Genomic DNA, 21,358 nt, shown 5'->3' with positions numbered 1-21,358 from the left:
GGCTGATGTCCAGGCCGGATGTAGCTTCCCCGGTACGGCGGGCTCTACGTGATGGTCACCGGAACTTTGAGAAATGTCGTTCCCGATTTGGAAGGGGCAGGCAGGCCACCGGCTCGGATATTGACTTGCAAAGAAGGGAAGATGAGCGTGGGCGGCGCGAGGGTCTGGTCTCGGGCTTCCCGCATGGTGACAAAAGCCTCTTCGCTGACGCCGTCATGGACGTGGACATTCGCGGCGCGCTGCTCCGCCACCGTCGTCTCCCACTGGAACGATGACCGGCCGCTGGGCAGGTAGTCATGCCCCACGAACAGGCGAGTTTCGTCGGGCAGCGCCAGGATCTTGCGGATGGATCGATAGAGCGTCGGTGCGCTCCCGCCTGGAAAATCGGCCCTCGCCGTTCCATAGTCGGGCATGAACAGCGTGTCGCCGATGAAGGCCGCGTCGCCGATCAAGTAGGTGACGTCGGCAACAGTGTGGCCCGGGGTCTGCAAGACCCGGATGCTCAATTCGCCCAAGGGCAAGACATCGTTCTCTTTGACCAGGCAATCGAAGGCGCGCCCATCCAGAGCCACATCTTCGTCTTCGAACAGCGGCGCGAACACCGCCTGCACCTTGGTGATCTCAGCCCCGATGATGACCTTGGCCTTTGTCATTCGCCTCAGATGGTCGGCGGCCGACAGGTGGTCGGCGTGAGCATGGGTTTCGAGAACATAGGCCAGCGTCAGACCTTGGTCGGCGATGGCTCGAAGTAGCGTGTCCGCCGAGGTGGTGGACAGCTTGGCGGCCCGGGGTTCGAAGTCGAGCACCGGGTCGATGACCGCTGCAGTTCGGGTGCTAGGATCGGACACCAGGTAGGTGACGGTCGATGTCGCGTGATCGAAGGAGGCCTGGATCTGGGGATTCATGTCGGAAGCATCCTCTGCCGACCTAATAATATGCAATCTTGCTAAATTAGCAATATTGAATATATGGGGCCCATGTTCGATCTTGCGAACTTCGACATCACCCGGTTCGAGGCCAGCGCCGCAGAAGCCGCCAAGCTTCTTCGCGCGCTCGGCAACGAACGGCGGCTGATGATTTTGTGCCAACTGACGGATGGCGAACGTTCGGTGGGAGAGCTTTTGCCTCTCGTCGGTCTGTCGCAGTCCGCGCTGTCGCAACACCTCGCGGTGCTGCGGGAGGAAGGCGTCGTGGCCACGCGTCGCGAAAGCCAGACGATCTGGTACCGAATCTCAGACCCTGCCGCGATCAAGGTGGTGGCGACGCTCGCCGAGATCTTCTGTCCTCCAGACATGAAGACGCCCCATGACCCAACTCCTCGCCCTGAATCCAAGCCTCGTCGCTGAACGATTGAAGGCGGGGCGCGCCGTCCTTGTGGACATCCGCGAGCCTGACGAATTCGCCCGTCGACATGTGAAGGGCGCCCGGTCGCATCCCCTAGGCGATCTGAACGCGGCGCCGCCCGCGCTGAGTGACGGCATCGAGGTGGTGTTCACCTGCCGCTCTGGAATGCGCACCGGCGCCCATGATGATCGCCTTGCCGCGCTCGTCGAGGGTCAGGCCTATGTTCTGGAGGGCGGCGTCGATGGCTGGGCCGCCGCTGGCCTGCCTGTAGTCGAAGATCGCAAGGCGCCGCTGGAGATCATGCGCCAAGTCCAGATCTCCGCCGGGGTGCTTATCCTGTCTGGCGTCGGCCTCGGCTTTGCCGTCCACCCCGCCTTCTTCGGCGTCTCAGCGTTCGTCGGGGCAGGCCTGATGTTCGCCGGGGTCACTGGACATTGCGGCATGGCGAGCGTTCTGCAGATCATGCCTTGGAACCGGCCGGCGCGGGTCTAAACCAATGGATCCCGCCGTCTGGTCATACGTCGCGGCGGTCGCCGGCGGCGCTGGCATCGGACTGCTGCTGACGGTGTTCGGCGGTGGCGGCTCGGTCCTGGCCACCCCTCTGCTAGTCTACGTTGTTGGCGTCCGCGATCCCCATGTGGCGATCGGCACCGCGGCTGCAGCGGTTGCGGTCAACGCCGCAGCCGGCTTGGCCGTCCAGGCCCGTGCGGGCCGAGTGAAATGGCCGTGCGCCCTCGTCTTCGGCGGGGCGGGACTCGCTGGGTCGCTGGCGGGCGCGCATCTGGCCAAGCAGATGAACGGGGAGCGACTGCTGTTCTGGTTCGCCGGCGCCATGGCGATCGTCGCCATCTCGATGATGCTCCCCAAAAAGGTCGCGGGAAATCCGGACGCCCATCTGACGTCATCCCTCACGCTCAAGCTTGCGCCCGCAGGCCTCCTGACCGGGCTGGCGGCAGGTTTCTTCGGCATCGGTGGCGGCTTTCTCATCGTGCCGGGCCTAATGGCCGCGACGGGTATGACCCTGGCTAACGCGGCTGCGTCCTCCCTCGTCTCCGTCGTCCTGTTCGGAGCCGCCACCAGCGTAAGCTACGCTGCAGGCGGCTTCGTGAATGTCCCCGTTCTGGGCGCGCTGGTTGTGGGCGGCGTCGCTGGCGCAATCGCCGGCATGCCCTTGGCGAAGGCCCTGGCCGGCCACGCCGACGCTGCGCGGCGGGTGTTCGCGGTCATGGTGCTAGCCACTGCCGCCTACGTCGGCTGGCGCGCCTCGGGAGGCGCCTGAACGCACTTGAAAGCGCCTTGGAACGGGAGGTTGAAGCGTGGGGCTGCCGGCGCGACTGGAGACCGCAGGATAACCCAAAGCGATAACCCAGAGATTATGTCTTCGCGTCGCGCCGATAACCTATAGGTTCAAAATTAAGCTCGCTACGACCAAGATAGCTGGTTCCTGGGCAGCTTTCCGGTCGGGTCGTAGACCGTGACCTTGTGCGGCAGGACGGAACCCCAGCGCCATAGGATCAGGTTCTGGTCGTCGTCGGTCGCGCCGTTGGCGAAGCTGGGGACAAGCATGCCGGCGGAGCCGTTCGCCATCAGGCGTCGGACCACGCCCCAGGACGCGGGCTCGCGGCCGGCGATGAGAGCGTCGCCCCAGGCGCAGGCAAGGTCGCTCTGCGCCACGGCGTTGTCGGTGCGAAGCGTTTCGGTGCGCAGGTCGCAGATGTTCTCGCAGTCCACATCGTAGCTGCACAGGACATAGGGTGTCAGCCTGTGGGCGAAGCCGGCGGAGACCTCGCGAAAGGCCGTCTTGAAGCTCAGGGAGAGGTAAAGAGTCTCCAGGCCCGGCCAGTTGAAGCGTCGGCCCTTCAGCGCCGCGCCGGCGCCTGAAAGCGGCGTCCACGACCAGTTCGGGTCGTGCGCCCGGAAGGCCTCGCCTTTGAACCGCATAGAAGGCGCGCGTCTAAGCGTAGCCGCCGGTCGCCAGGTGGTCGACATAGTCGCGGACGGCTGTCGCCTCACCAGACTTCACTAAGGCTTCGGCGGTGCGGCCGCCGAAGGCCGGGATCGGCTCGGCGCGGTACCAAGCCATGGCCTGCGCGGCGCCGCCGGCCCAGCCCTGGACGAGGTTGATGATCTCCAGCATCTCGCGAACCCGGCTCTGCGCCTTGGGGCCGTCGCGGCGGCTCGATTTCTGGAAAACCTCCCGGCCAAGTCCGGCGGTGTCGGCGAGTTGGGCCTTGGACATGCTGAAGGCCTCAGCGACGTCATCGACCTTCACCGCGCCCCATTCGTCCATCAGGCTGGTGATGGTGAAGCGCCCGGTCGCGGCGTGACGGACAGTCTTACGGGCTCGGGCCGGGCCCTGGGGCGCCTTCGCCGCTTGAGTCATCTGCCGCTCCTTTGACCGATATTACGGTCAATATATAGGCGAACGCGATAACTTGCAAGCTGAGCCAGATCGCGATGGGCGGTTCTATCGGATCATCAGGCGATCGGTGTAAGCGCGATCTCCTTCTCTATCACCGCGGCAGCCTTCTCGGCCTTTTTGCGCCGGTTGAACACGCCTCGCATGTAGCGCTGGTCGCTGTCCGATAGGGTCTTTTCGGCTTCGACGAACTGCTCCGTTTCCTCCTCGAGGATGTGGTCGAGATACTCTGCCTTCAGCGCCGCGAAGTGGCGCAGCCATCCCGCGCCGGTGATGTCGCGCGCGGCGGCGTCAGCCATCAGCTTGTCCAGCTTGTCCAGCTTGTGGTGATCGCCGACGGCATGGCGCGCGAACTCGGTGGTCTCCGGGTTGCGCATTACGGTGGACCAAAGCGCCTGCTCCTCGGCCGCGGCATGGCCGTGAACGTCGCGGACGAATTCCTCGAAGAGTGTCTTTCGAGCGGGGTCCTTGGGGCCCGTCGCCTCGATCATCGCCAGAAGCGCCCGATGCTTGTCATGATCCTCGACCAGTCTTCCGAAGATCGCCGGATTGCCACGGAATTTCGTGGCCGGTGTCGAGCCGATCCGCGCCGGCACATCGGGCGAAACCGACTTGGCGTCAGCGACGGCGGCGGCTTTGGCTTCTGCTTGCTGGCGCCGGCTTGCGGGTCTGGTCATGGATTTTCCTTCGGGCTGGTCCGAGCAAGAGCGGTTCTGGGCGGTTCGACCCCGCTTGCCTTCGCAGACCAACGCTTACGCCGAAGCGAAGCTGCATCCAGCCGGGTTCATCCGAACGTCATCGCCAACATCCAGACCGCCATGGCGATCATCATCAGGTTCTCGGTCAGCGACAGGAAGCCCAGCGGCACGTTGCTGTCGCCGCCGACGCAGGCGCATTTCAGCTCGCGCTTGTCGATGTAGACCGCCTTGACCACTGAGACCGCGCCGATCCCGCCGATGAACAGCGCGACCGGGGCCGAAAGCCAGGTGAGGGCGCCGGCCGTCATCAGCGCGCCTGCGCCAAGCTCGGCGAAGGGATAGATCTTGCCGTAAGGGATCCAGCGCCGCGCCAGCAGGTCGTAGTTTAGGAACATGGTCGAGAAACTCTCCACGTTCTGCAGTTTCAGCATCGCCAAGGCCATCATCGACAGGCTGATGAACCACTCGCCGGCCCGCATGGTCAGGGCCGAGCCGAAGCTCGCGTAGCTCAGCGCCAGCCCCATCAAGGCGGTGACGGCGAACACCGCCAGCACCGGCGTATAGGTCACGGTCTTGGGGTCGCGAACCTTCAGGCCGAAATGGCGGCGCAGGTCGTCGTAGCCGCCGATCCGCTCGCCATCGATGAAGGTCTGGGGCGTGGTCTTCACCCCATGCTCCGCCTTGAAGGCGTCCGTCTCAGCACGTGTTCTCAGCCAGTGGTCGTCGACCGCATAGCCCTTGTGCTTCAGCAAGGCCCGGGCCTTCAGGCCATAGGGGCAGGTGTGCTCGGGCATCACCATTCGATAGAGGGTGGCTGTCTTGGCAAGGCTTTTGGGCATGATCGTCACCTGTTGCTTTCAATCCTACCCGCCCCATGTAGGTTCCGTACCGTAGTACGGAGTCAAGGCATGGCCTCGCGAACGATTGCGGCCCTGGCGCGCGAAGGCGGCGTCGGTGTCGAGACAGTCCGCTATTATCAACGCCGCGGCCTCCTGGAGACGCCGGACCGGCCAGACAGCGGCGGGCTCGGAGGTGGGGCTCGGCGTTACGACGACGAGGCGGTCCGGCGGCTGCGCTTCATCAAGGCCGCGCAGACCGCGGGCTTCACCCTGGAGCAGATCGGCGAGCTCCTGGCACTCGACGCCACCGAGGATCGGACCCGGGCGCGCGAACTGGCCCATGAGAGGCTCGCCGCCCTGGACGCCAGGATCGCCGAGCTGCAGACGGCCCGCACGTCGCTTGAGCGCCTGGCCCGGGCCTGCGGCGCCGGCTCTGCTGGCCCGTGCCCGATCATCGCGGCGTTTCAGAGCTGAGGTCGGCGCCAGGCCCATCGACTAATCGCCGTCGCGGTAATTGGCGGGAACTGTTTCGGCCAGGAGCTTGCGGGCCCGATAGGCGCGCATCTCGACGGTCTTGGCCGATAGCCCCAGGATGTCGCCGGCCTCCTGGTGCGAGCATCCCTCCAACGCCGTCAGGATCAGCGGCCCGCGCAAACCGTCGGGAAGGCCTGCGATCGCCTGGTCGAGCGCGCCCCGGCGCTGGGTCGCCATCACCGTCGCATCGGCGGCCTCGCCGCCATCCTCCACCTCCAGAGCGCCGCTGTCCTCCAGGCTCTTGGAGCCGAAGAAGAAGCGGCGGACCGCGAGGCGTCGGGCTCGGTCGCGGGCCTTGTTGATGGCGATCGTCTTTAGCCAGGCGCCGAAGGGCCGGTTCGGGTCGTAGCGAGGCAGGGCGCTCCAGGCGGCGATGAACGCCTCATGGGCGGCCTCGTAGGCGTCGTCGGGATCGCCGACGTAGCGGCGCAGCAGGCGGTAGAGCCCATCCTTGTGACGCCGGACCAGTTCGGCATAGGCGCGCTCGTCCCCGCTGGCCGCCGCGCGCGCCAGCTCGGCGTCCGGGCGATCCGGGGATGTGGTCACGGCGTGTCTTCGGTGAGCGCCTTCGCCATGGTCTCGTCGAACCGGGCGGCCTGGTCCGGTGTCAGGACCTGGCGCATCGCCAGCACATGCAGGATCGTCGCCTTCTGCAGTTCGGCCATGGCGGCGTGCGAGCGGTCGACGGCCTGCTGGACGGCGGGCGTGTAGGCGTGCCCCTGCTTCAGCGCCTCGGCCAGATCGGCGTTGGCCCCGCGCATCTGGGCTTCGAGGGCTCGCCGACGGATAGCGTAGGCCTGCTCCAGCCCCTCGATCCGGCGATCCTGATCGGCGGTCAGATGCAGGTCTTTGTGCAGCATCTGGTGGAACGCCGTCGCCGGCTCGGCGCGGTGCAGGACCATGTGGGCCACGCCCCAAGCGCCGGCGGTCGCAGCCACGACCGACAGCGCCACCGTGAGGATCAGGTTGCGCAACGGCTTCACGGGCGGCCTTCGAGCAGGTTCGATGGCGCAAGGTGGGCCGCCGTCGAGAACGGGTTGACCTCGCGAGGCTGCGTCGCCGCCGTCGCTGCGGCCAGGCCGCCGGCCGTCACCCCGATCGCCAACGCCACGCTGACCGTGGCGGTCCGATAGGCCGAAGAGATGCGCGACTGGCGCGCGGCTTCCCGCCGCTCGGCGATGCCGCGCATTACGCCGTCCTCGAACCCGGCCATCGAACGGTCCGGTCCGACGGCGGCGAGCCCCGCGAGGTCTTCATTCAGATCGTCCTGCATCGGCTGCTCCTCCGCCACATCCTCACTCGCTATACGCCTCGGCGAGCCATCGGCCCGCAAGCCTACTGAGCGGCGACCGGGGGCAAGGTCCCCAGAACGCTGACGAGGGCCAGGACCAAAAGGCCGACAAGCGTTTCGGCAAGGACGCTGCGCCGCAGCGCCGCCAGGGCGACCGCTGCATTGCCGGACGCCAGGCCGCGTTCGAGGTCGGGCGTCAGATGGAAGCGGTTGGTCGCCGCCAGGCCGAGCATCAGCACGAAGGCGCCGATCTTGATCAGCAGCAGCCAGCCATAGGCCGATGCGCCGATGTCCAGGAGATGGGAGGGGCCGACCAGGAACCAGCTGTTGACGAGGCCACTCGCCAGAATGACGGCGACAGCCGCCGTTCCGACGCCGGCGAAGCCCGCCAGGGCGCGATGGAGCGTCGCGGCGTTCCCAGGCGGCTCGGCCCGGCCTGGGGTGAGCAATCCGGCGAGAGCGGCGAGCGCGCCCAACCAGACGCCGGCGGCCAGCAGATGCGCGACATCCGCCGCCGCATGGATGTGGCCGGCGACCCCGGCCTCGGCCGCGCCGTGACCGGTCCAGGCGAAGCTCGCCATCGCGACGGCGCCGAGCGCCGACAGGATCAGCCACAGGCGCGAGCCACCCCGCAGGACCAGGCAGGCGAAGAGTGCGACGGCGGCGGAGGCAAGTCTCGCGAGGATTCCGGCGCCGAACGCGCTGCCCGTTGCTACGGCGGACAGGGTCTCGCGGTCGAACACCGCCGAGGGATCGCCCGCCATGGCGGCGGTCTGCAGGCCGAAGCCGGCGACCGCGGCGACCGCGACCAGCGCCGCGCCCGCGGCCGCCATCGGCCTGAGCCACCGAGCGGGCGTCCCGCGCTCGATCCCATAGAGGAAGAAGAGCGGCGTCCCGAACAGGACCGCCGCGCCGACGAACTGGACGAAGCGGACGACGACGATGGCGACGTCCATCATCGGATCAGTGGACCATGAAGCTGAAGGTCCCGTCGACGCTGTGGCTGTCGGCCGTCACCGCGTGCCATTTCACCTTGTAGGTTCCCGTTGCGAAGGGCGCGGCGGGAACCGCCGTCATGGTGTCCTTGGCGATCTCCGTCTTCACCGGCACGGCGGCGTCGCCCATCGAGACCTCGACCTTCGAGAACTTGGGCATCAGCGCTTCGCTGAAATGCAGGGCGATCGCCTTGGGGGCCGCGCCCATGGCGTTGTTCGCCGGTTCGGAGGCGACGAGGTGGGCGTGGGCCGAGGCCTGGGAGGCCGCCAGGGCCGCGGCCAGAAGGACGCCGAGGCCGGCGCGAACGAGGATCTTCGACATGCTCAAACTCCGCTGACGGCATGGGCCGTTGAAAGCGTTACGCGCCAGGAGCAGGCGCGCCCTCAACCTGACCTCGATCGCCAGCGGCCTTCGAACTTGAGGGCCGGGTTCGAGCCGGCGCGTAACGCAAGGACAGGCCGGGACATCGAAGTCGGCCGGGAGTTGGGACGTCAGTATGCGGGACTTGGACAGGCGGCGGTTGCTGCAATCGACGGTCGCCTTGGGAGGCGGCCTCGCGGCAAGCGCCTTGCTGCCGGCCTGGGCGCAGGCTGCGCCTGCGGTGGTCGCCGGAGAGCCCCCGGTCGTGTCGGGCACGGACATCGCCCTGACCATCGGTCATGCGGCCTGGACCATCGACGGGCGATCCGGTCATGCGGTGACCGTCAACGGATCGCTGCCGGGGCCGATCATCCGGCTCAAGGAAGGACAGACCGTCAGGCTGTCTGTCACCAACCGGCTGGCCGAGACCACCTCCATCCATTGGCACGGCATCCTGTTGCCCTTCCAGATGGACGGCGTGCCGGGTGTGACCTTCCCCGGCATCCCGCCGGGCGAGACCTTCGTCTACGAGTTCCCGGTCCGACAGAGCGGCACCTATTGGTATCACAGTCACTCCGGGCTGCAGGAGCAGGAGGGCCTCTACGGCCCGATCGTCATCGAGCCGGCGGCGCCAGAGCCCGCGCCTGCCGACCGCGACTATGTGGTCATGCTGTCGGACTACAGCTTCATCCACGCCCACAAGATCTTCGAGAAGCTGAAGCAGCAATCGGGCGTCTTCAACTACCAGCGCCAGACGGTCGCGGGCCTGCTGGCCGGCAAGGACCAGTCGCTGAAGGACCGGATCGAATGGGCCAGGATGCGGATGGACCCGACCGACATCTCGGATGTGACCGGCGCGGCCTACACCTTCCTGATCAACGGTCATGGGCCAACGGATAACTGGACGGGACTGTTCAAGCCCGGCGAGCGGGTCAAGCTGCGGTTCATCAACGCCGGCACCCAGAGCGTCTTCGACGTGCGCATCCCCGGCCTGAAGATGACCGTGGTCGCCGCCGACGGTCAGAACGTGCGGCCCGTTGAGGTGGACGAGTTTCAGATCGGCAACGCCGAGACCTTCGACGTCATCGTACAGCCGATGGAAGACAAGGCCTTCACCCTGGTCGCGGAGTCGGTCGACCGCTCGGGCATGGCCCGCGCGACCCTGGCGCCGGGCCTCGGCATGACCGCGCCCGTGCCGCCGCTGCGCGCCCGCCCCCTCGCCACCATGCGCGACATGGGCATGGGCATGGACATGGGCGCGATGCACGGGATGGGCGCTCACGGCGGAGACGTGGCGATGCCGGCCATGGACATGTCGATGCGGAACCCGGCCAACGCGCCCGGCGTGAAGCTCGGACCTGGCGTGCAGATGATCGCACCCATGCCGGTCGACCGCACCGGCGAGCCGGGGCAGGGGCTCGCCAACGCAGGCCACAAGGTGCTGGTCTATCGCGACCTCGTCGCCCTGAATGCCAACCCGGACACGCGCACGCCCTCACGCGCCCTGGACATCCACCTGACCGGCAACATGGAACGGTTCATGTGGGGCTTCGACGGCGAGAAGTTCAGCGAGACCACCAAGCCCTACGCCTTCGAGAAGGGCGAGCGGGTGCGGGTCACCCTGGTCAACGACACCATGATGGCCCACCCGATCCACCTGCACGGGCATTTCTTCGAGCTGGTGACGGGACCGGCCGGGCATCGGCCGCGCAAGCACACGGTGATGGTGCTGCCGGGCGGCAAGGTGTCCTGGGACTTCACGGCCGAGCCTGGCGACTGGGCCTTCCACTGCCACATGCTCTACCACATGCACGCGGGCATGTTTCAGGTGTTCAGCGTACGGCCCATGGACGGAGCCGCCGCATGAGCCGCCTGATTGCGATAGCGGCTGTCGCCGCCTTGGCCGCTTCGCCGACCTTGGCCCAGACGATGGACCACTCCATGCACGGCATGTCGATGCCGGCCGACCCGCCCAAGGCCGCGCCCAAGCCCGCCGCCGCGCCCGCCTCGCCGCCGGCGCCAGACAACATGCCGGGCATGGATATGTCGCAGGGCATGGGCGGCGACCACGCGGGCCACGCGATGGTGACCGCCGGCGAAGACGAAGCGCCGATCCCGCACCTGACGCCGCCGCCGGCGCCGACCGACCACGCGGCGGACACCTTCTACGATCCCGCCAGGATGGCCGCCGCACGCGCCGTGCTGCGCGAGGAGCACGGCGGCGCCCGCTATTCGATGGTGATGAGCAACCTCGCCGAATACCAGGCCCGCCGGGGCGGCGGCGGCTACCGGTGGGAGGGCGCGGCGTTCTGGGGCGGCGACATCAACCGCTTTGTGCTGAAGAGCGAAGGGGAGGGCTCATTCAAGGGCGGCGTCGACGCCGCGGAGGTCCAGGGCCTCTATTCGCGGGCGATCGGGCCCTACTTCGATCTGCAGGCCGGCGTCCGCCAGGACTTCGCGCCGAAGAACCGGACCTACCTGACGATCGGGACCGAGGGGCTCATGCCTTACTGGTTCGATGTGTCGGCCGCCGCCTTCCTCTCCACCAAGGGCGAGGTCCTTGGCCGCGTCGAAGGGACCTACGATCTTCGGCTGACACAGCGCCTGGTGTTGCAGCCCCGGGCCGAGCTCAACTTCGCCGCCCAGGACACCGCCGAGACCCGGACAGGCAGCGGCCTCTCCAACGCCGAACTGGGCCTTCGCCTTCGCTACGAGATCCGCCGCGAGTTTGCGCCCTACATCGGCGTCTCGTTCGACCGCCGCTTCGGCCGGACCGCGGACTATGCCCGCGCCGCGGGCAAGGATGTCCGGTCAACGGCCTTCGTGGTGGGGCTGCGGGCGTGGTTTTGATTCCTGGCGAGCGTCCAGCCCCGTTCATGATGACCAGGGAAGCCGGCGCCTTCCTCGGCCTGTCGCCGAGAACACTGGAGAAGCATCGGGTCCATGGCACCGGGCCGGTCTACCGGAAACTCGGCGGCCGGGTCGTCTACGCGCTGGCTGACCTGGAGGCATGGGCCGACCTTGGCCGTCGATTGTCGACATCGGACAGGGGCGTCCCAGCGCACGCTCCACCAAAACGAAGCTCACACGGCCCTTAGACAGGGCGTTCACACGGCGACATGTTCACGCGTATTCGCGTGGACGTGTGTGCACGTCCACACCAATTGCACACGGATTTCGGTAAGACACGGAAAAGGCGAGACAATCCGTCCAATCCGATAAGGGACCGACTGCACTCGAAAAGGTCAATAAAATCAACGCCAGAAGCGCTTTGCTGAACGCCGCCGTTTCTGCGATATTGCCCTCGGCTGCACACGAGATCAGCTAAGTAGCTGAAAAGACAGCATAACCCATCCATGATTCGCATCGCCAAAAAATATAATAAAAACAATAGGTTAGCCGTGGCGCCTATGATGGACTGGAGTGAATTGCTAATATAATCAAATATTTATAGGGTTTCGTGTGCATTTTCTGCACTCGCTTTTCAACGTTCTTTTTTGCTCTCTTCCACCTCCCATGGCGCGATGTCGCACTACCGTGAACGCTTAAGCCGCCGTGCATGCGCAACAGCCGCATGATGCCGGCTGTCGCGCGACTGGCTTCGCAACGAGCTTTCCGATTCCATCGAACTGTGTGCGGAGTTCGGTCGGGCGGGGGCGGTCAACGAGGATTTGCCGTAGTCTGCTTCTGTCCGCCCCACGCATGGAGGTCCCTAGAAGAGGTGGTGATCGGGATTGCTTTGAACCCGGCATAAGTCCGGCTGCCCGCGCGAGGGGCATGTCTTCTTCGATCGGCCTATCGTTGATAGGCAATCGGCCGCGTCAGGGCGCCAAGCTCGTTCACCAGGACACGGCCGTCAGAATAGACGACGCGCGAACGCGGCACGCTCGTCCGCCTTGCGGTCGCTCACTAAGCCTTCTGGGCAAAATAACCGCGCAGTGCGTCACGCTTCTGGGCTGGAGTTTTGCCCTGAGCGTCCAGGCGCGCCATAAACTGGTCGCCCCGGGGATCGCGGCGCACGCCTTCGATGTCGTTGCTCGCGCTCATCTGCTCGCGGCGCCAAGCTATGTCCGCAGGGTCGGATGAAGACCAACGGCTCATGGCTAAACTCCTTTGAACACCCTCCATTATAGCATTGGGGAGCGCAGGGGGCCAGGGCAGGCAGGCGCGCGACCGCGTCTCCCGCCTTGCGACGTGAGGCCATGGCTTGAACTCATCTGTTCACTTAAGAACAGATTGCTACCACGACCGCGATAGCCAGGATAACTACAAATGATCTTTCCTGAACATTTTATGCTCTCTTCATGCTTCTGACCGCCGGGCAGATCAGGGCGGCGCGGGCGCTACTGGACTGGAGCCAGCCCCAGTTGGCGCAGGCCAGCGGCCTGTCGCTGATGAGCATCCGGCGCATGGAAGACCCCAAGATCGGAACCGCCCAGCGCGCGGCCGCCAACGTCGAGGCCGTTCGCGCGGCGCTGGACGCGGCCGGCGTCGTCTTCCTGGAAGCCGGCCAACAGGGTGGGCCAGGGCTGCGGCTGAAAGCCTGACCTGACGCCCGCGAGGGGAACCCGGAGTCGCCCGCGCCGGTTGGGGTGGAAAGGAGACTTCCATGACCGACGACAAGACCAAGACCGGCCCGCAAGACGCCTCCAAGATCAGCCTGAGCGAGGACTACGAGGTCCGCTACTGGAGCGACAAGTTCGGCGTTTCGCGCGAAGAACTCGAGCGGGCGGTTAAGGCCGCCGGCAACGGCGCTGATGCCGTGCAAGCCTACCTGCAACGCAGCGCGCACTGATCATGCCCGGGCGGTCCGCTCAACGCCTGCGGCCGGACCGCCCGCACCGCGCCTTGATGATCTCGCTGGCGGCGGTGACGCTCTTTAGCGCCACTGCCGTGGAGGCCCTGGGCGATGGGACACGGCCGGGCGCGGGAGCACCCCTGTGCAGCTCACGATGACCTCCATCGCCCTACGGGCTGGCGCGCCGAGCAAGGCCAGGCGCCCCATTCTTGGCCGGCTGCGGCGCCTGGTCGCCTACCTGCGTCGCTCGACGACAGGGGAGAGGGCCGGCCCGCCGTACGGCCCGCTGACCGTCGGCGCGTTGATCGGCCAGCTGCAACGGTTTGATTCAGACATGCGCGTGATTATGCCCGGCGACATCGAAGACTGGTCGGACGTCTACGAGGCGCACCTGGATATCTTCTCGCCGCAGCGCCGCTATCCCCAGCTGCTCGAACTGGCCGACGACGGTGACCCCAAGGCCATCCTGGTGGTCAGGCTGTTTGGGACGCCAGACGTCGTCTAGGCGTCTATGCAGTCACGAACGGGGCGTTGCGGGGTGTCCCCGCAGAGGGGGTAGATTGAGCCTTGCGGCTCAAGCTCAGGGGGAGGCCTCCCCCATCTGACCTAACCGATCAAACCACTGCGCATAAGGCGTGTTCTTCACGAGCCGACGATTGAAATCAGGCGCGCCATCCGACCACCAGACAGGCCCTCGCTCGCCCAGTCCTCGCTTGGCCTCATCCACTCTGGAGCGCGCCAGCGCCTTGCCCTCTTCATCGCCGCGCCGCCCTGCCGCTCCCACTTCGCGTCGAGCGTCCATCAACGCCTTGACCAGGCCTTCGCGAACCTGCGCATCCAGCCTTGGATTGGAAAGCCGCCACAGCCGCTCCTTGACCACGAAGTAGCGACCATCGGGCGTCGTTGGATAGGTGCTTGGGGTCTTGGGGATCTGGTTCACCGGTCGAGCACAATCCAGGCCGGAGCATGGTCACTGGCGTTCTCTTCGGCCCGCACCCAGCGATCCACGCCGCCGGCCACGAAGTCATCGACCAAGCTCGTCGACACCAACAAGTGGTCCAGCCGCATCCCGTGATCGGTCTCCCAGCGATTGCGAAGATAGGACCAGAAGGTCCACAGCGGCCCGACCGGGTGCATCGCCCGCAAGGCGTCGGTCCACCTTTGGCCTAGAAGTCGCTGAAAGGCCACGCGGCTCTCGGGCCGAAGCAGCGCGTTGCCGGCGTAGGAGTGCTTTGGGTAAATGTCGGCGTCGGTGGGGATGACGTTGTAGTCGCCGGCTAACACCACCGGAGCCCCACTTGCCATCAGGTCGGCGGCGTGGTCGATGAAGCGCTCGAACCAGGCAAGCTTGTAGTCGAACTTGGGACCTGGCGCGGGGTTGCCGTTGGGTAGGTCAAGCTCATCGAGCTGAAAGCCCTCGAGCGGAGCATCGCCGCCCTGGTCGCGAGCTGCGACGTCGCCTGCGCTGGCGGGCCGGGGCCGGACTGCGTGATCCTTGGGGACTTGGGCGGCGCTGCAAGCTACACGGTGTCCAGGCGCACCCTGCGGACCGGACCATGATCAAGACCGCCTTTGTCTATGTCGGCGCGGCCCTCGCCGAGATCGCCGGCTGCTTCAGCTTCTGGATGTGGCTACGCGAGGGCAAGCCGATCTGGTGGCTGGCCCCGGGCATGGCCTCCCTGGCGCTGTTCGCCTGGCTGCTGACCCAGGTCGACAGCGAAGCGGCCGGCCGGTCCTATGCCGCCTATGGCGGCGTCTACATCATCGCCTCGATCGGCTGGCTCTGGCGCGTCGAGCATGTGCGACCCGATCGCTGGGACATCGCCGGCGCGGCGATCTGCCTGGTGGGCGCGGCGGTGATCTTGCTGGGGCGGCGAACCGCGAGCTGACTGGTTTCGCCGCCTATCCGGTCAGGGCCTCGATCACCCGGCAATCGGCGGCCCGTCCGTCACAGGTGGCCTGGACCATTCGCCGAAGCTCGCCGCGCAGGGTTTCCAGCTGGGCGATCTTGGCCTCGACGTCGTCGAGCTGGCGGGCGGCCAAGGCGTTGGCCTCACCGCACGGGCGCTCGGGATTGTCGGAGAGGTCGAGCAGGTTGCGGATCGCCTCGACCGAGAAGCCGAGCTGACGCGCGTGGCGGATGAAGACCAGCCGACGGACGGCGCCGACATCATAGACCCGGCGGTCGTTGGCGGCGCGTTGCGGCTCGGGCAGCAGTCCGATCTCCTCGTAGAAGCGGATGGTCGGGACCTTGACGTCGGCGGCCTTGGCCAACAGGCCGATGGAGAGGGTCATGCAGGGCGCTCCTTGATCCCGCAAATAGGCCCTTGATCCTCAAGTGGCTAGAGGATGCATGGTGGCCCTATGAGCGAATCCTGTTCGAGCAAGCCGGCCGCCTCGGGCTGTGGCTGTGGAAGCGACGTCAAGTTCGACGGCGCCACCCCGGCCTATCGCCGCGCCCTGGCGTGGGTGATCGCGATCAATCTCGTGGGCTTCGTCGTCGTGCTGATCGGTGGCCTGATCCAGGGCTCGGCCTCCTTGTCGGCCAATGCGCTCGACTTCCTGGCCGACAGCGCCACCTACGCCATCAGCCTGTGGGCCATCGGCAAGTCGGTGAGCGTTCGCACCGGCGCGGCTCTGTTCAAGGGTTTCAGCCTCGGCGCGGTCGCGCTGTCCGTCGCGAGCTTCGCCACCTGGCGGGCCTTGAGCGGGGCTGCGCCCTCCGGCGAGGCGATCTCGGCCCTGGGGCTGTTTGGCGCCCTGGCCAACCTCGCCGCCGCCGCCTTGCTGGTCCGCTACCGCGACGGCGACGCCAATGTCCGCTCGGTCTGGCTCTGCACCCGCAACGATCTGATCCAATGCCTGGGCGTGGCCGCCACCGGCGTCCTCGTCTGGCTGACCGGCTCGCGTTGGCCCGACCTGATCGTGGGCGTGCTGCTGGCTGGGGTCTTCCTGAGTTCGGCCTACCAGATCATCCGCCAGGCCCGCGACGAACACCGCGCCGATCTCGAGACCTCCTGACATGCTCAAGCTCTTGCCGCAGCGCCTTTTCGCGCTCATGGATTGATAATGATTACTGCTCTCAAGGGCCGCTTGGCCTCGATGGTTGGCGGCCTGTTGGCGGTCGTGCTCATGGCGGCCGCGCCGACGGTCCAGGCCCAAGAGGCCAGTTCTTCGCAAACCGCCTGGCGACTGCTCGACTACCTCTCGGTCGACTACGCTGGGGCGGTGAAGGACGGCAAGGTCATCAGCCCGTCCGAATATGCCGAGATGAACGAGTTCGCCGGCCAGGTGCGCGAGCGCATCGCCGGCCTTCCGGCCACCAAGGCCCAGCCGGACCTACTGGCCAAGGCCGAGAGACTGCAGGCCACGATCGCCGCCAAGCAAGAGCCAGCCGTGGTCTCGGCCAAGGCCCACGCCCTGGCCAACGACCTGCTGGCCGCCTATCCCACGCCCTTGGCCCCCAAGCGGACGCCGGACTTGGCGCGCGGCGCGGCCCTCTATGCAGAGAACTGCGCGGCTTGCCACGGCGAAACGGGCAAGGCCGATGGTCCGAACGCCGCCGGCCTGGACCCGCCGCCGATCGCCTTCGCCGACGCCGATCGCGCCCGCCAGCGCAGCGTGTTTGGCCTCTACCAGGTCATCCAACAGGGCCTCGACGGCACCGCCATGGCCAGCTACGCCCACCTGCCGTCAGATGATCGATGGGACCTGGCCTTCTATGTCGGGCGCTTCGCCTTCAGCGACGCCGAGGCCGCCGCCGGCGAAAAGCTCTGGAACGAGGACGCCGCCGTCCGCGCCCGTTTCCCCGACCTGCAAACCCTGACCCAGACCACGCCCGCCGCCCTAGCGACTGCCGTGGGCGAGACCAAGGCCCGCGCCCTGACCGCCTATCTGCGTCGCCATCCCGAGGTCGTCACCCGCACGGGCGGCGGCTCGCTCGATGTCGCCCGCCAGAAGCTGGCCGCCAGCCTCAAGGCCTATGAGGCAGGCGATCGGAAGGCCGCCGCTGATCTGGCCCTGGCCGCCTATCTCGATGGCTTCGAACCGGTCGAGCCGTCGCTGGGCGCGCGCGATCCGGCCCTGATGCGTCGGATTGAGGGTGCGATGGGCGATGTGCGCGGCGCCATCGGCAAGGCCGCGCCGGCCAGCGAGGTCCGCGCCCAGATCGAACGCCTCGACGCGTTGTTCGCCGCCGCCGGCCGGGCGCTGGCCCCGGAGAAGGCCAGCAGCCTGTCGAGCTTCGCCGGCGCCTTCACCATCCTGCTGCGCGAGGGCCTGGAGGCCCTGCTGATCGTGGTCGCCATGATCGCTTTTCTGCGCAAGGCCGAGCGGACCGACGTGCTGCCTTACGTCCACGGCGGCTGGATCGCGGCCCTGGCGGCCGGCGGCCTGACCTGGGCGGCGGCGACCTTCTTCATCTCGATCAGCGGCGCCAGCCGCGAACTGACCGAGGGCTTCGGCTCGCTCATCGCCGCCGCCGTGCTGATCTCGGTGGGCCTATGGATGCACGGCAAGGCCCAGGCCGACGCCTGGCAGGTCTACATCCGCGAGAAGCTGTCGCACGCCCTGTCCAAGCAGTCGGCCTGGTTCCTGTTCCTGCTGGCCTTCGTCGTCGTCTATCGCGAGGTGTTCGAGACCATCCTGTTCCTGACGGCCCTGTGGACGCAGGGCGGGGCAGGGGCCGTGCTGGCCGGCGTCGGCTGCGCCATCGTCGTCCTCGCCGCCATCGCCTGGGCCATGCTGCGGTTCTCCAAGCGCCTGCCGATCGGCAAGTTCTTCGAATACAGCGCTATTCTGATGGCGATCCTCGCCGTCGTCCTGGCCGGCAAGGGCGTGGCCGCCCTCCAGGAGGCGGGGCTTCTGGACCTGCACCCCCTGGCCCTACCGCGCATCGAGTTGCTGGGCTTCTTCCCGACGATCGAGGGCGTCGCCGCCCAGGCGGTGACGCTGGCCATCCTGGTCGGGGGCTTCTGGTGGTCGCGGCGGGCGGGCAGCGCCGAGGCCGACGGGGCTGCGTGATCTTGTAACGCATTTCCATCGGCCAATCTGACAGGTATAGAGCCAACCATGGTAGGAACGGCGTTCCGAAATCGGCCTTTGGGCATGATCGCTAGCACCGGACGCTTGCGTCTCCGGGGCGGTCTCGTCGCCGCGCCGTTCGCCGACCTTCGACGGGGCCTGAGCCGTGCTCTCTTCGGTGGCCTAACCATATCGATCCGCCAGTTGCTGACAGCGGTCGTTGTTTTAGCGTTCGTTTTCGGGACGATCGCGGCTAGCCCAGCCGCACATCGGTGGCTTGAGGGCGAACCGATGGTGAGCTTGCAAGCGCTCGACAGCCTTGCAAAAACACCCACCGATCACAAAGCGCCACAGAAGAAGGACGTCGCCGGCCTCTGTACGGGCCATTGTGTCGCCCACACTCTGACGCTTCCCGCCTTCTCCGCCCTGGCAATCGTCCCGTTCGTCCATCGCGCGGTCTGGTCTGTGTTCCAGGATCCGTGGCTGCAGGTGTCGCGTCCCGCCCTCTTGGACCGCCCACCCAGAGTCTGATGCGTTATCGGCGCCCCTGAACGGCGCGCCAAACTGCATCGAAACTCTGGGGATTTTAAACTTCATGACTTTTATCATGCGTGGACGGCTGCGATACGCGGCCGCCAGCGCGGCTGCGATCTTGGGCGCGTTGGCGGCCGGACGCGGCGCGGCCGCCGATCCGGCGCCGCCTTTCAAAGACCTGTTGGCTCGAGCCCAGGCCAATGCACCGCGCCTCGCCGAGGCCGCCGCTTCAGTGCGCCAGGCCGAAGGCTTAGCGCGGCAAGCCGCTGCTCGTCCCAATCCCACTGCGGATATTGGGGTCGAGAACTTCAGTGGCAGCGGGGTCTATAGCGGCTCCAATAACGCGGAGACCACCTTCTCGCTGAGCCAGCCTCTGGAACTGGGCGGGAAGCGCGGAGCGCGGATGGCGGCGGGCCGAGCCGACTTGGACGCGGCGCGGGCGCGCCTTGTTCAATCACAGGCTGACTACGCCTTCGCCTTGGCCGATGCGTACGCCCAGGCCGAAGCCGCCGAACGTCGGGTGAGCTTGGCGCAGGAGGCGGTGACGCTGTCGGATGAGACCGTCCGCGCCTCGCGCGCCCTGGTTGACGCCGGCAAGGAAGCCGAGCTTCGCAGCCTCCAGGCCCAAGCCGCCCTGACGGCGGCGCGCGCCTCGCTCGATGAAGCGCGGGCCGAGCGGGCGGGAGCCTTCTCGCGCTTGACGGCGCTGGCCGGCTCAGCGGCGCCATTCACCTCGTTGACCGAAAGCCTGCTGAGCGGCTCCAAGGTGAAATCCCAACAGCGCGATATCGATGTTCTGGCCACACCCGCCGTCCTGGCGGCACAAGCCGAACGGGAGGCGGCAGCGCGTCGCGTCCGGATCGAGAAAATTCGAGCCGTGCCCGATGTAACGGTTTCGGCTGGCGTTAGGCGGTTCAGTGGCGATGACTCCACCGCGCTGGTGGCGGGGCTTTCGATCCCGATCCCGGTGTTCGACCAGAACCGCGGCAACATAACCGCGGCGCAAGGCGAACTTCAGGCCGCCGAAGCCCGGCTCAACGCCGCCCGCTTCGACGCAGAAGCCGACACCCGCACCGCCCTGTTCCAGATCGACGCGGCCCAGACGCGGGTGAGCGCCGCGACGGAGGGCGAAACGACGGCGGCCGAGGCCTACCGGCTGACCCGTATCGCCTATGAGGCGGGCAAGTCGCCGCTCGTCGAACTCATCAACGCGCGCCGGTCTTTGGCCGAAGCGCGCGCCCAAACCATCGAGGCCCAGCTGGCGCGTCTGCGCGCCGAAGCGGGCCTGGCGCGCCTGCAAGGCCGCCTCTTCGGAGACCGTTGATGCCTCTCAAAACCACATCCGCCAATCGCCAATGGTTGATGGCCGGCGCGGCCCTGGCCGTTGTCGCCGTCGTCGCCTTCTCAGCGGGTAAATTCACGAGTGGCAAGCCCGCCGCCCCTGAAGCTCCAGCAGCCGCGCCCGCCGAGGCTGCTCATGCCGCCGAAACCCTGACCATGGGCCAGGAGCGGATCACCGCGTCAGGCGTCCAACTGCAGACAGTCACGACCGGTGGCCTCGCTTCGGAGATCGTCGCCCAGGCCACGGTCGAGGCCGAGCCGACCGGCCAGGCAGTACTGACAGCGCGCGCCGCTGGCTCGATCACGCAAATCACCAAGCGCCTCGGCGACCCTGTCAGGGCCGGCGACACGCTTGCCCTGGTCTCCAGTCGGGATGCGGCCCAGATTTCGGCCGATCGTAGCGTGGCGACCGCCAAGGCCGATCTGGCGCGAAAGGTCCTGGCTCGGGAGAAGCGCCTTTACGAACAAAAGGTCAGCCCCCGCCAAGATTACGAGACCGCCCAGTCCGAACTGGTGGTGGCAGAAGCCGAGGCCCGACGAGCGGCTACAGCCGCCGGCGCCTCAGGGGTGTCACGCGACGGCCGCTATGTGGCGGTCATCAGTCCGATCAGCGGCCGAGTGACCTCGATGGCGGCGAGCCTTGGGGCGTTCGTCCAACCCGAGACCGAGCTCTTCCGGATCTCCGATCCGGCCAAGATCCAGGTGGACGCGGCCGTTACCGCCAACGACGCGCGTCGCATCCAGCCGGGCGACCAGGCGGTGATCGAGACCAATACCGGCGAGACCCGCACCGCAATCGTTCGGGCCGTGACGCCGGGCGTCAGCGAAGAGACCCGGTCGGCCACCGTGGTCCTGACCCTGACGGGCGGTGCGGGCGTGCTGCAGCCTGGGCAATTGGTCCGCGCGCGCATTACCTCACGCCAATCAACGTCCAGCGGCTTCGTCGTGTCCGAGGAGGCGGTGCAGACGGTGGAGGGGCGCGACGTGGTCTTCGTGCGCACCAAAACCGGCTTCAAGGTCCAGCCGGTGACGGTCGGCCAGCGCAGCGCCGGGCGCGTGGTCATCGCGCAGGGTTTGAGGGGCGGCGAGACGCTCGCGGTCAAGAACGCCTTCCTGTTGAAGGCCGAGCTCGGCAAGAGCGCGGAAGAAGAATGATCCCCTCACCTAAATCCGGAGACACGC

The 21,358-nt window shown here is 67.0% G+C and carries 28 protein-coding genes and 1 pseudogene; 15 read left to right on the top strand and 14 right to left on the bottom strand.

Going from position 1 to position 21,358, the window contains the following annotated elements; genetic code table 11:
• Window positions 1-44: 44 nt before the first annotated feature.
• Entirely contained in the window at window positions 45-905 is an 861-nt protein-coding gene (locus CSW62_RS15410) for an MBL fold metallo-hydrolase (protein ID WP_099579262.1), read from the bottom strand.
• 72 nt (window positions 906-977) lie between these two features.
• Between CSW62_RS15410 and CSW62_RS15405 the strand changes: the two genes are divergently transcribed.
• Genes CSW62_RS15405 through CSW62_RS15395 form a run of 3 tightly spaced genes read left to right on the top strand, consistent with a single transcriptional unit; the run spans window position 978 to window position 2,623 of the window.
• Window positions 978-1,346: a helix-turn-helix transcriptional regulator gene (locus CSW62_RS15405; RefSeq protein ID WP_199170613.1), complete on the top strand. Its 369-nt coding sequence runs from the start codon at window positions 978-980 to the stop codon at window positions 1,344-1,346.
• Window positions 1,306-1,836, top strand: a complete 531-nt coding sequence (locus CSW62_RS15400) for a rhodanese family protein (protein WP_099579258.1) — start codon at window positions 1,306-1,308, stop codon at window positions 1,834-1,836. Before CSW62_RS15405 ends, CSW62_RS15400 begins: the two co-directional genes overlap by 41 nt.
• 4 nt (window positions 1,837-1,840) lie before the next feature.
• Window positions 1,841-2,623 (top strand): sulfite exporter TauE/SafE family protein, encoded by a 783-nt coding sequence (locus tag CSW62_RS15395; RefSeq protein WP_099579255.1) that lies wholly within the window; start codon window positions 1,841-1,843, stop codon window positions 2,621-2,623.
• A gap of 143 nt (window positions 2,624-2,766) precedes the next feature.
• Here the strand turns inward: CSW62_RS15395 and CSW62_RS15390 are convergent, their stop codons facing one another.
• From CSW62_RS15390 to CSW62_RS15375, 4 genes are all read right to left on the bottom strand, one after another.
• Window positions 2,767-3,285 carry an RES family NAD+ phosphorylase gene (locus CSW62_RS15390; protein WP_099579253.1) on the bottom strand — a complete coding sequence of 173 codons (519 nt, stop codon included), beginning with the start codon at window positions 3,283-3,285 and terminating at the stop codon, window positions 2,767-2,769.
• A gap of 13 nt (window positions 3,286-3,298) precedes the next feature.
• Window positions 3,299-3,727 (bottom strand): antitoxin Xre/MbcA/ParS toxin-binding domain-containing protein, encoded by a 429-nt coding sequence (locus tag CSW62_RS15385; RefSeq protein ID WP_099579251.1) that lies wholly within the window; start codon window positions 3,725-3,727, stop codon window positions 3,299-3,301.
• 95 nt (window positions 3,728-3,822) lie between these two features.
• Window positions 3,823-4,440, bottom strand: coding sequence for a hemerythrin domain-containing protein (locus CSW62_RS15380; protein WP_099579248.1), 618 nt, complete (start codon window positions 4,438-4,440; stop codon window positions 3,823-3,825).
• A gap of 107 nt (window positions 4,441-4,547) precedes the next feature.
• The gene (locus CSW62_RS15375; protein ID WP_099582318.1) at window positions 4,548-5,300 is read right to left on the bottom strand and encodes a MauE/DoxX family redox-associated membrane protein; all 753 of its coding nucleotides are present in this window, start codon (window positions 5,298-5,300) and stop codon (window positions 4,548-4,550) included.
• Between the two features lie 69 nt (window positions 5,301-5,369).
• On the opposite strand from CSW62_RS15375, the gene CSW62_RS15370 reads away from it, so the two are divergent.
• Window positions 5,370-5,774, top strand: a complete 405-nt coding sequence (locus CSW62_RS15370) for a MerR family DNA-binding protein (RefSeq protein ID WP_099579246.1) — start codon at window positions 5,370-5,372, stop codon at window positions 5,772-5,774.
• 21 nt (window positions 5,775-5,795) lie between these two features.
• On the opposite strand, the gene CSW62_RS15365 is transcribed toward CSW62_RS15370, so the two are convergent.
• The 5 genes from CSW62_RS15365 to copC all read right to left on the bottom strand — a co-directional run bounded on the left by CSW62_RS15365 (window position 5,796) and on the right by copC (window position 8,442).
• Window positions 5,796-6,380 carry an RNA polymerase sigma factor gene (locus CSW62_RS15365; protein WP_099579244.1) on the bottom strand — a complete coding sequence of 195 codons (585 nt, stop codon included), beginning with the start codon at window positions 6,378-6,380 and terminating at the stop codon, window positions 5,796-5,798.
• Entirely contained in the window at window positions 6,377-6,817 is a 441-nt protein-coding gene (locus CSW62_RS15360) for a Spy/CpxP family protein refolding chaperone (protein WP_099579242.1), read from the bottom strand. The genes CSW62_RS15365 and CSW62_RS15360 overlap by 4 nt, the downstream gene beginning before the upstream one ends.
• Window positions 6,814-7,107, bottom strand: coding sequence for a hypothetical protein (locus CSW62_RS15355; RefSeq protein ID WP_099579240.1), 294 nt, complete (start codon window positions 7,105-7,107; stop codon window positions 6,814-6,816). The genes CSW62_RS15360 and CSW62_RS15355 overlap by 4 nt, the downstream gene beginning before the upstream one ends.
• A gap of 62 nt (window positions 7,108-7,169) precedes the next feature.
• The gene (copD, locus tag CSW62_RS15350; protein ID WP_099579238.1) at window positions 7,170-8,084 is read right to left on the bottom strand and encodes a copper homeostasis membrane protein CopD; all 915 of its coding nucleotides are present in this window, start codon (window positions 8,082-8,084) and stop codon (window positions 7,170-7,172) included.
• Between the two features lie 4 nt (window positions 8,085-8,088).
• Window positions 8,089-8,442 carry a copper homeostasis periplasmic binding protein CopC gene (gene copC, locus CSW62_RS15345; protein ID WP_099579236.1) on the bottom strand — a complete coding sequence of 118 codons (354 nt, stop codon included), beginning with the start codon at window positions 8,440-8,442 and terminating at the stop codon, window positions 8,089-8,091.
• Between the two features lie 175 nt (window positions 8,443-8,617).
• Between copC and CSW62_RS15340 the strand changes: the two genes are divergently transcribed.
• The 3 genes from CSW62_RS15340 to CSW62_RS26990 are packed head-to-tail and all read left to right on the top strand — an operon-like array spanning window position 8,618 to window position 11,579.
• Window positions 8,618-10,348 (top strand): copper resistance system multicopper oxidase, encoded by a 1,731-nt coding sequence (locus CSW62_RS15340; RefSeq protein WP_099579234.1) that lies wholly within the window; start codon window positions 8,618-8,620, stop codon window positions 10,346-10,348.
• Window positions 10,345-11,331, top strand: coding sequence for a copper resistance protein B (locus CSW62_RS15335; protein WP_099579232.1), 987 nt, complete (start codon window positions 10,345-10,347; stop codon window positions 11,329-11,331). The genes CSW62_RS15340 and CSW62_RS15335 overlap by 4 nt, the downstream gene beginning before the upstream one ends.
• A gap of 26 nt (window positions 11,332-11,357) precedes the next feature.
• On the top strand, window positions 11,358-11,579 hold the full coding sequence (locus tag CSW62_RS26990; protein ID WP_099579230.1) for an AlpA family transcriptional regulator: 222 nt from the start codon (window positions 11,358-11,360) through the stop codon (window positions 11,577-11,579).
• Window positions 11,580-12,390: 811 nt separating this feature from the next.
• Here the strand turns inward: CSW62_RS26990 and CSW62_RS15325 are convergent.
• The gene (locus CSW62_RS15325) at window positions 12,391-12,582 is read right to left on the bottom strand and encodes a hypothetical protein (RefSeq protein ID WP_099579228.1); all 192 of its coding nucleotides are present in this window, start codon (window positions 12,580-12,582) and stop codon (window positions 12,391-12,393) included.
• Between the two features lie 203 nt (window positions 12,583-12,785).
• On the opposite strand from CSW62_RS15325, the gene CSW62_RS15320 reads away from it, so the two are divergent.
• From CSW62_RS15320 to CSW62_RS15310, 3 genes are all read left to right on the top strand, one after another.
• The gene (locus tag CSW62_RS15320; RefSeq protein WP_099579226.1) at window positions 12,786-13,028 is read left to right on the top strand and encodes a helix-turn-helix transcriptional regulator; all 243 of its coding nucleotides are present in this window, start codon (window positions 12,786-12,788) and stop codon (window positions 13,026-13,028) included.
• A 62-nt stretch (window positions 13,029-13,090) separates the two neighbouring features.
• Window positions 13,091-13,276 (top strand): DUF3606 domain-containing protein, encoded by a 186-nt coding sequence (locus CSW62_RS15315; RefSeq protein WP_099579224.1) that lies wholly within the window; start codon window positions 13,091-13,093, stop codon window positions 13,274-13,276.
• A gap of 145 nt (window positions 13,277-13,421) precedes the next feature.
• Window positions 13,422-13,784 carry a hypothetical protein gene (locus tag CSW62_RS15310; protein WP_143324413.1) on the top strand — a complete coding sequence of 121 codons (363 nt, stop codon included), beginning with the start codon at window positions 13,422-13,424 and terminating at the stop codon, window positions 13,782-13,784.
• A gap of 75 nt (window positions 13,785-13,859) precedes the next feature.
• Here the strand turns inward: CSW62_RS15310 and CSW62_RS15305 are convergent, their stop codons facing one another.
• Entirely contained in the window at window positions 13,860-14,219 is a 360-nt protein-coding gene (locus CSW62_RS15305) for a hypothetical protein (protein ID WP_233206697.1), read from the bottom strand.
• Window positions 14,216-14,692: pseudogene (locus tag CSW62_RS15300) on the bottom strand (exodeoxyribonuclease III); the annotation flags it as partial. The pseudogene CSW62_RS15300 and the gene CSW62_RS15305, both read right to left, overlap by 4 nt.
• Before the next feature lie 143 nt (window positions 14,693-14,835).
• Here CSW62_RS15300 and CSW62_RS15295 point away from each other — a divergent pair.
• Complete coding sequence (locus tag CSW62_RS15295; protein WP_099579220.1) at window positions 14,836-15,168, top strand: YnfA family protein; 333 nt, start codon at window positions 14,836-14,838, stop codon at window positions 15,166-15,168.
• 13 nt (window positions 15,169-15,181) lie between these two features.
• Here the strand turns inward: CSW62_RS15295 and CSW62_RS15290 are convergent, their stop codons facing one another.
• Window positions 15,182-15,574 carry a helix-turn-helix domain-containing protein gene (locus CSW62_RS15290; RefSeq protein WP_099579218.1) on the bottom strand — a complete coding sequence of 131 codons (393 nt, stop codon included), beginning with the start codon at window positions 15,572-15,574 and terminating at the stop codon, window positions 15,182-15,184.
• 69 nt (window positions 15,575-15,643) lie between these two features.
• Between CSW62_RS15290 and CSW62_RS15285 the strand changes: the two genes are divergently transcribed.
• The 4 genes from CSW62_RS15285 to CSW62_RS15265 all read left to right on the top strand — a co-directional run bounded on the left by CSW62_RS15285 (window position 15,644) and on the right by CSW62_RS15265 (window position 21,331).
• Window positions 15,644-16,300 carry a cation transporter gene (locus CSW62_RS15285; protein WP_099579216.1) on the top strand — a complete coding sequence of 219 codons (657 nt, stop codon included), beginning with the start codon at window positions 15,644-15,646 and terminating at the stop codon, window positions 16,298-16,300.
• A 48-nt stretch (window positions 16,301-16,348) separates the two neighbouring features.
• On the top strand, window positions 16,349-18,301 hold the full coding sequence (locus CSW62_RS15280; RefSeq protein ID WP_099579214.1) for a cytochrome c/FTR1 family iron permease: 1,953 nt from the start codon (window positions 16,349-16,351) through the stop codon (window positions 18,299-18,301).
• 595 nt (window positions 18,302-18,896) lie between these two features.
• Entirely contained in the window at window positions 18,897-20,159 is a 1,263-nt protein-coding gene (locus tag CSW62_RS15270; protein WP_099579210.1) for a TolC family protein, read from the top strand.
• Window positions 20,159-21,331, top strand: coding sequence for an efflux RND transporter periplasmic adaptor subunit (locus CSW62_RS15265; RefSeq protein WP_099579208.1), 1,173 nt, complete (start codon window positions 20,159-20,161; stop codon window positions 21,329-21,331). The genes CSW62_RS15270 and CSW62_RS15265 overlap by 1 nt, the downstream gene beginning before the upstream one ends.
• Window positions 21,332-21,358 lie beyond the last annotated feature (27 nt).

It is taken from the genome of Caulobacter sp. FWC2, assembly GCF_002742625.1.
GTDB lineage: Bacteria > Pseudomonadota > Alphaproteobacteria > Caulobacterales > Caulobacteraceae > Caulobacter.
Note: the sequence above shows the minus strand (reverse complement) of the source record. Positions and strands in the feature narration are given on the sequence as shown.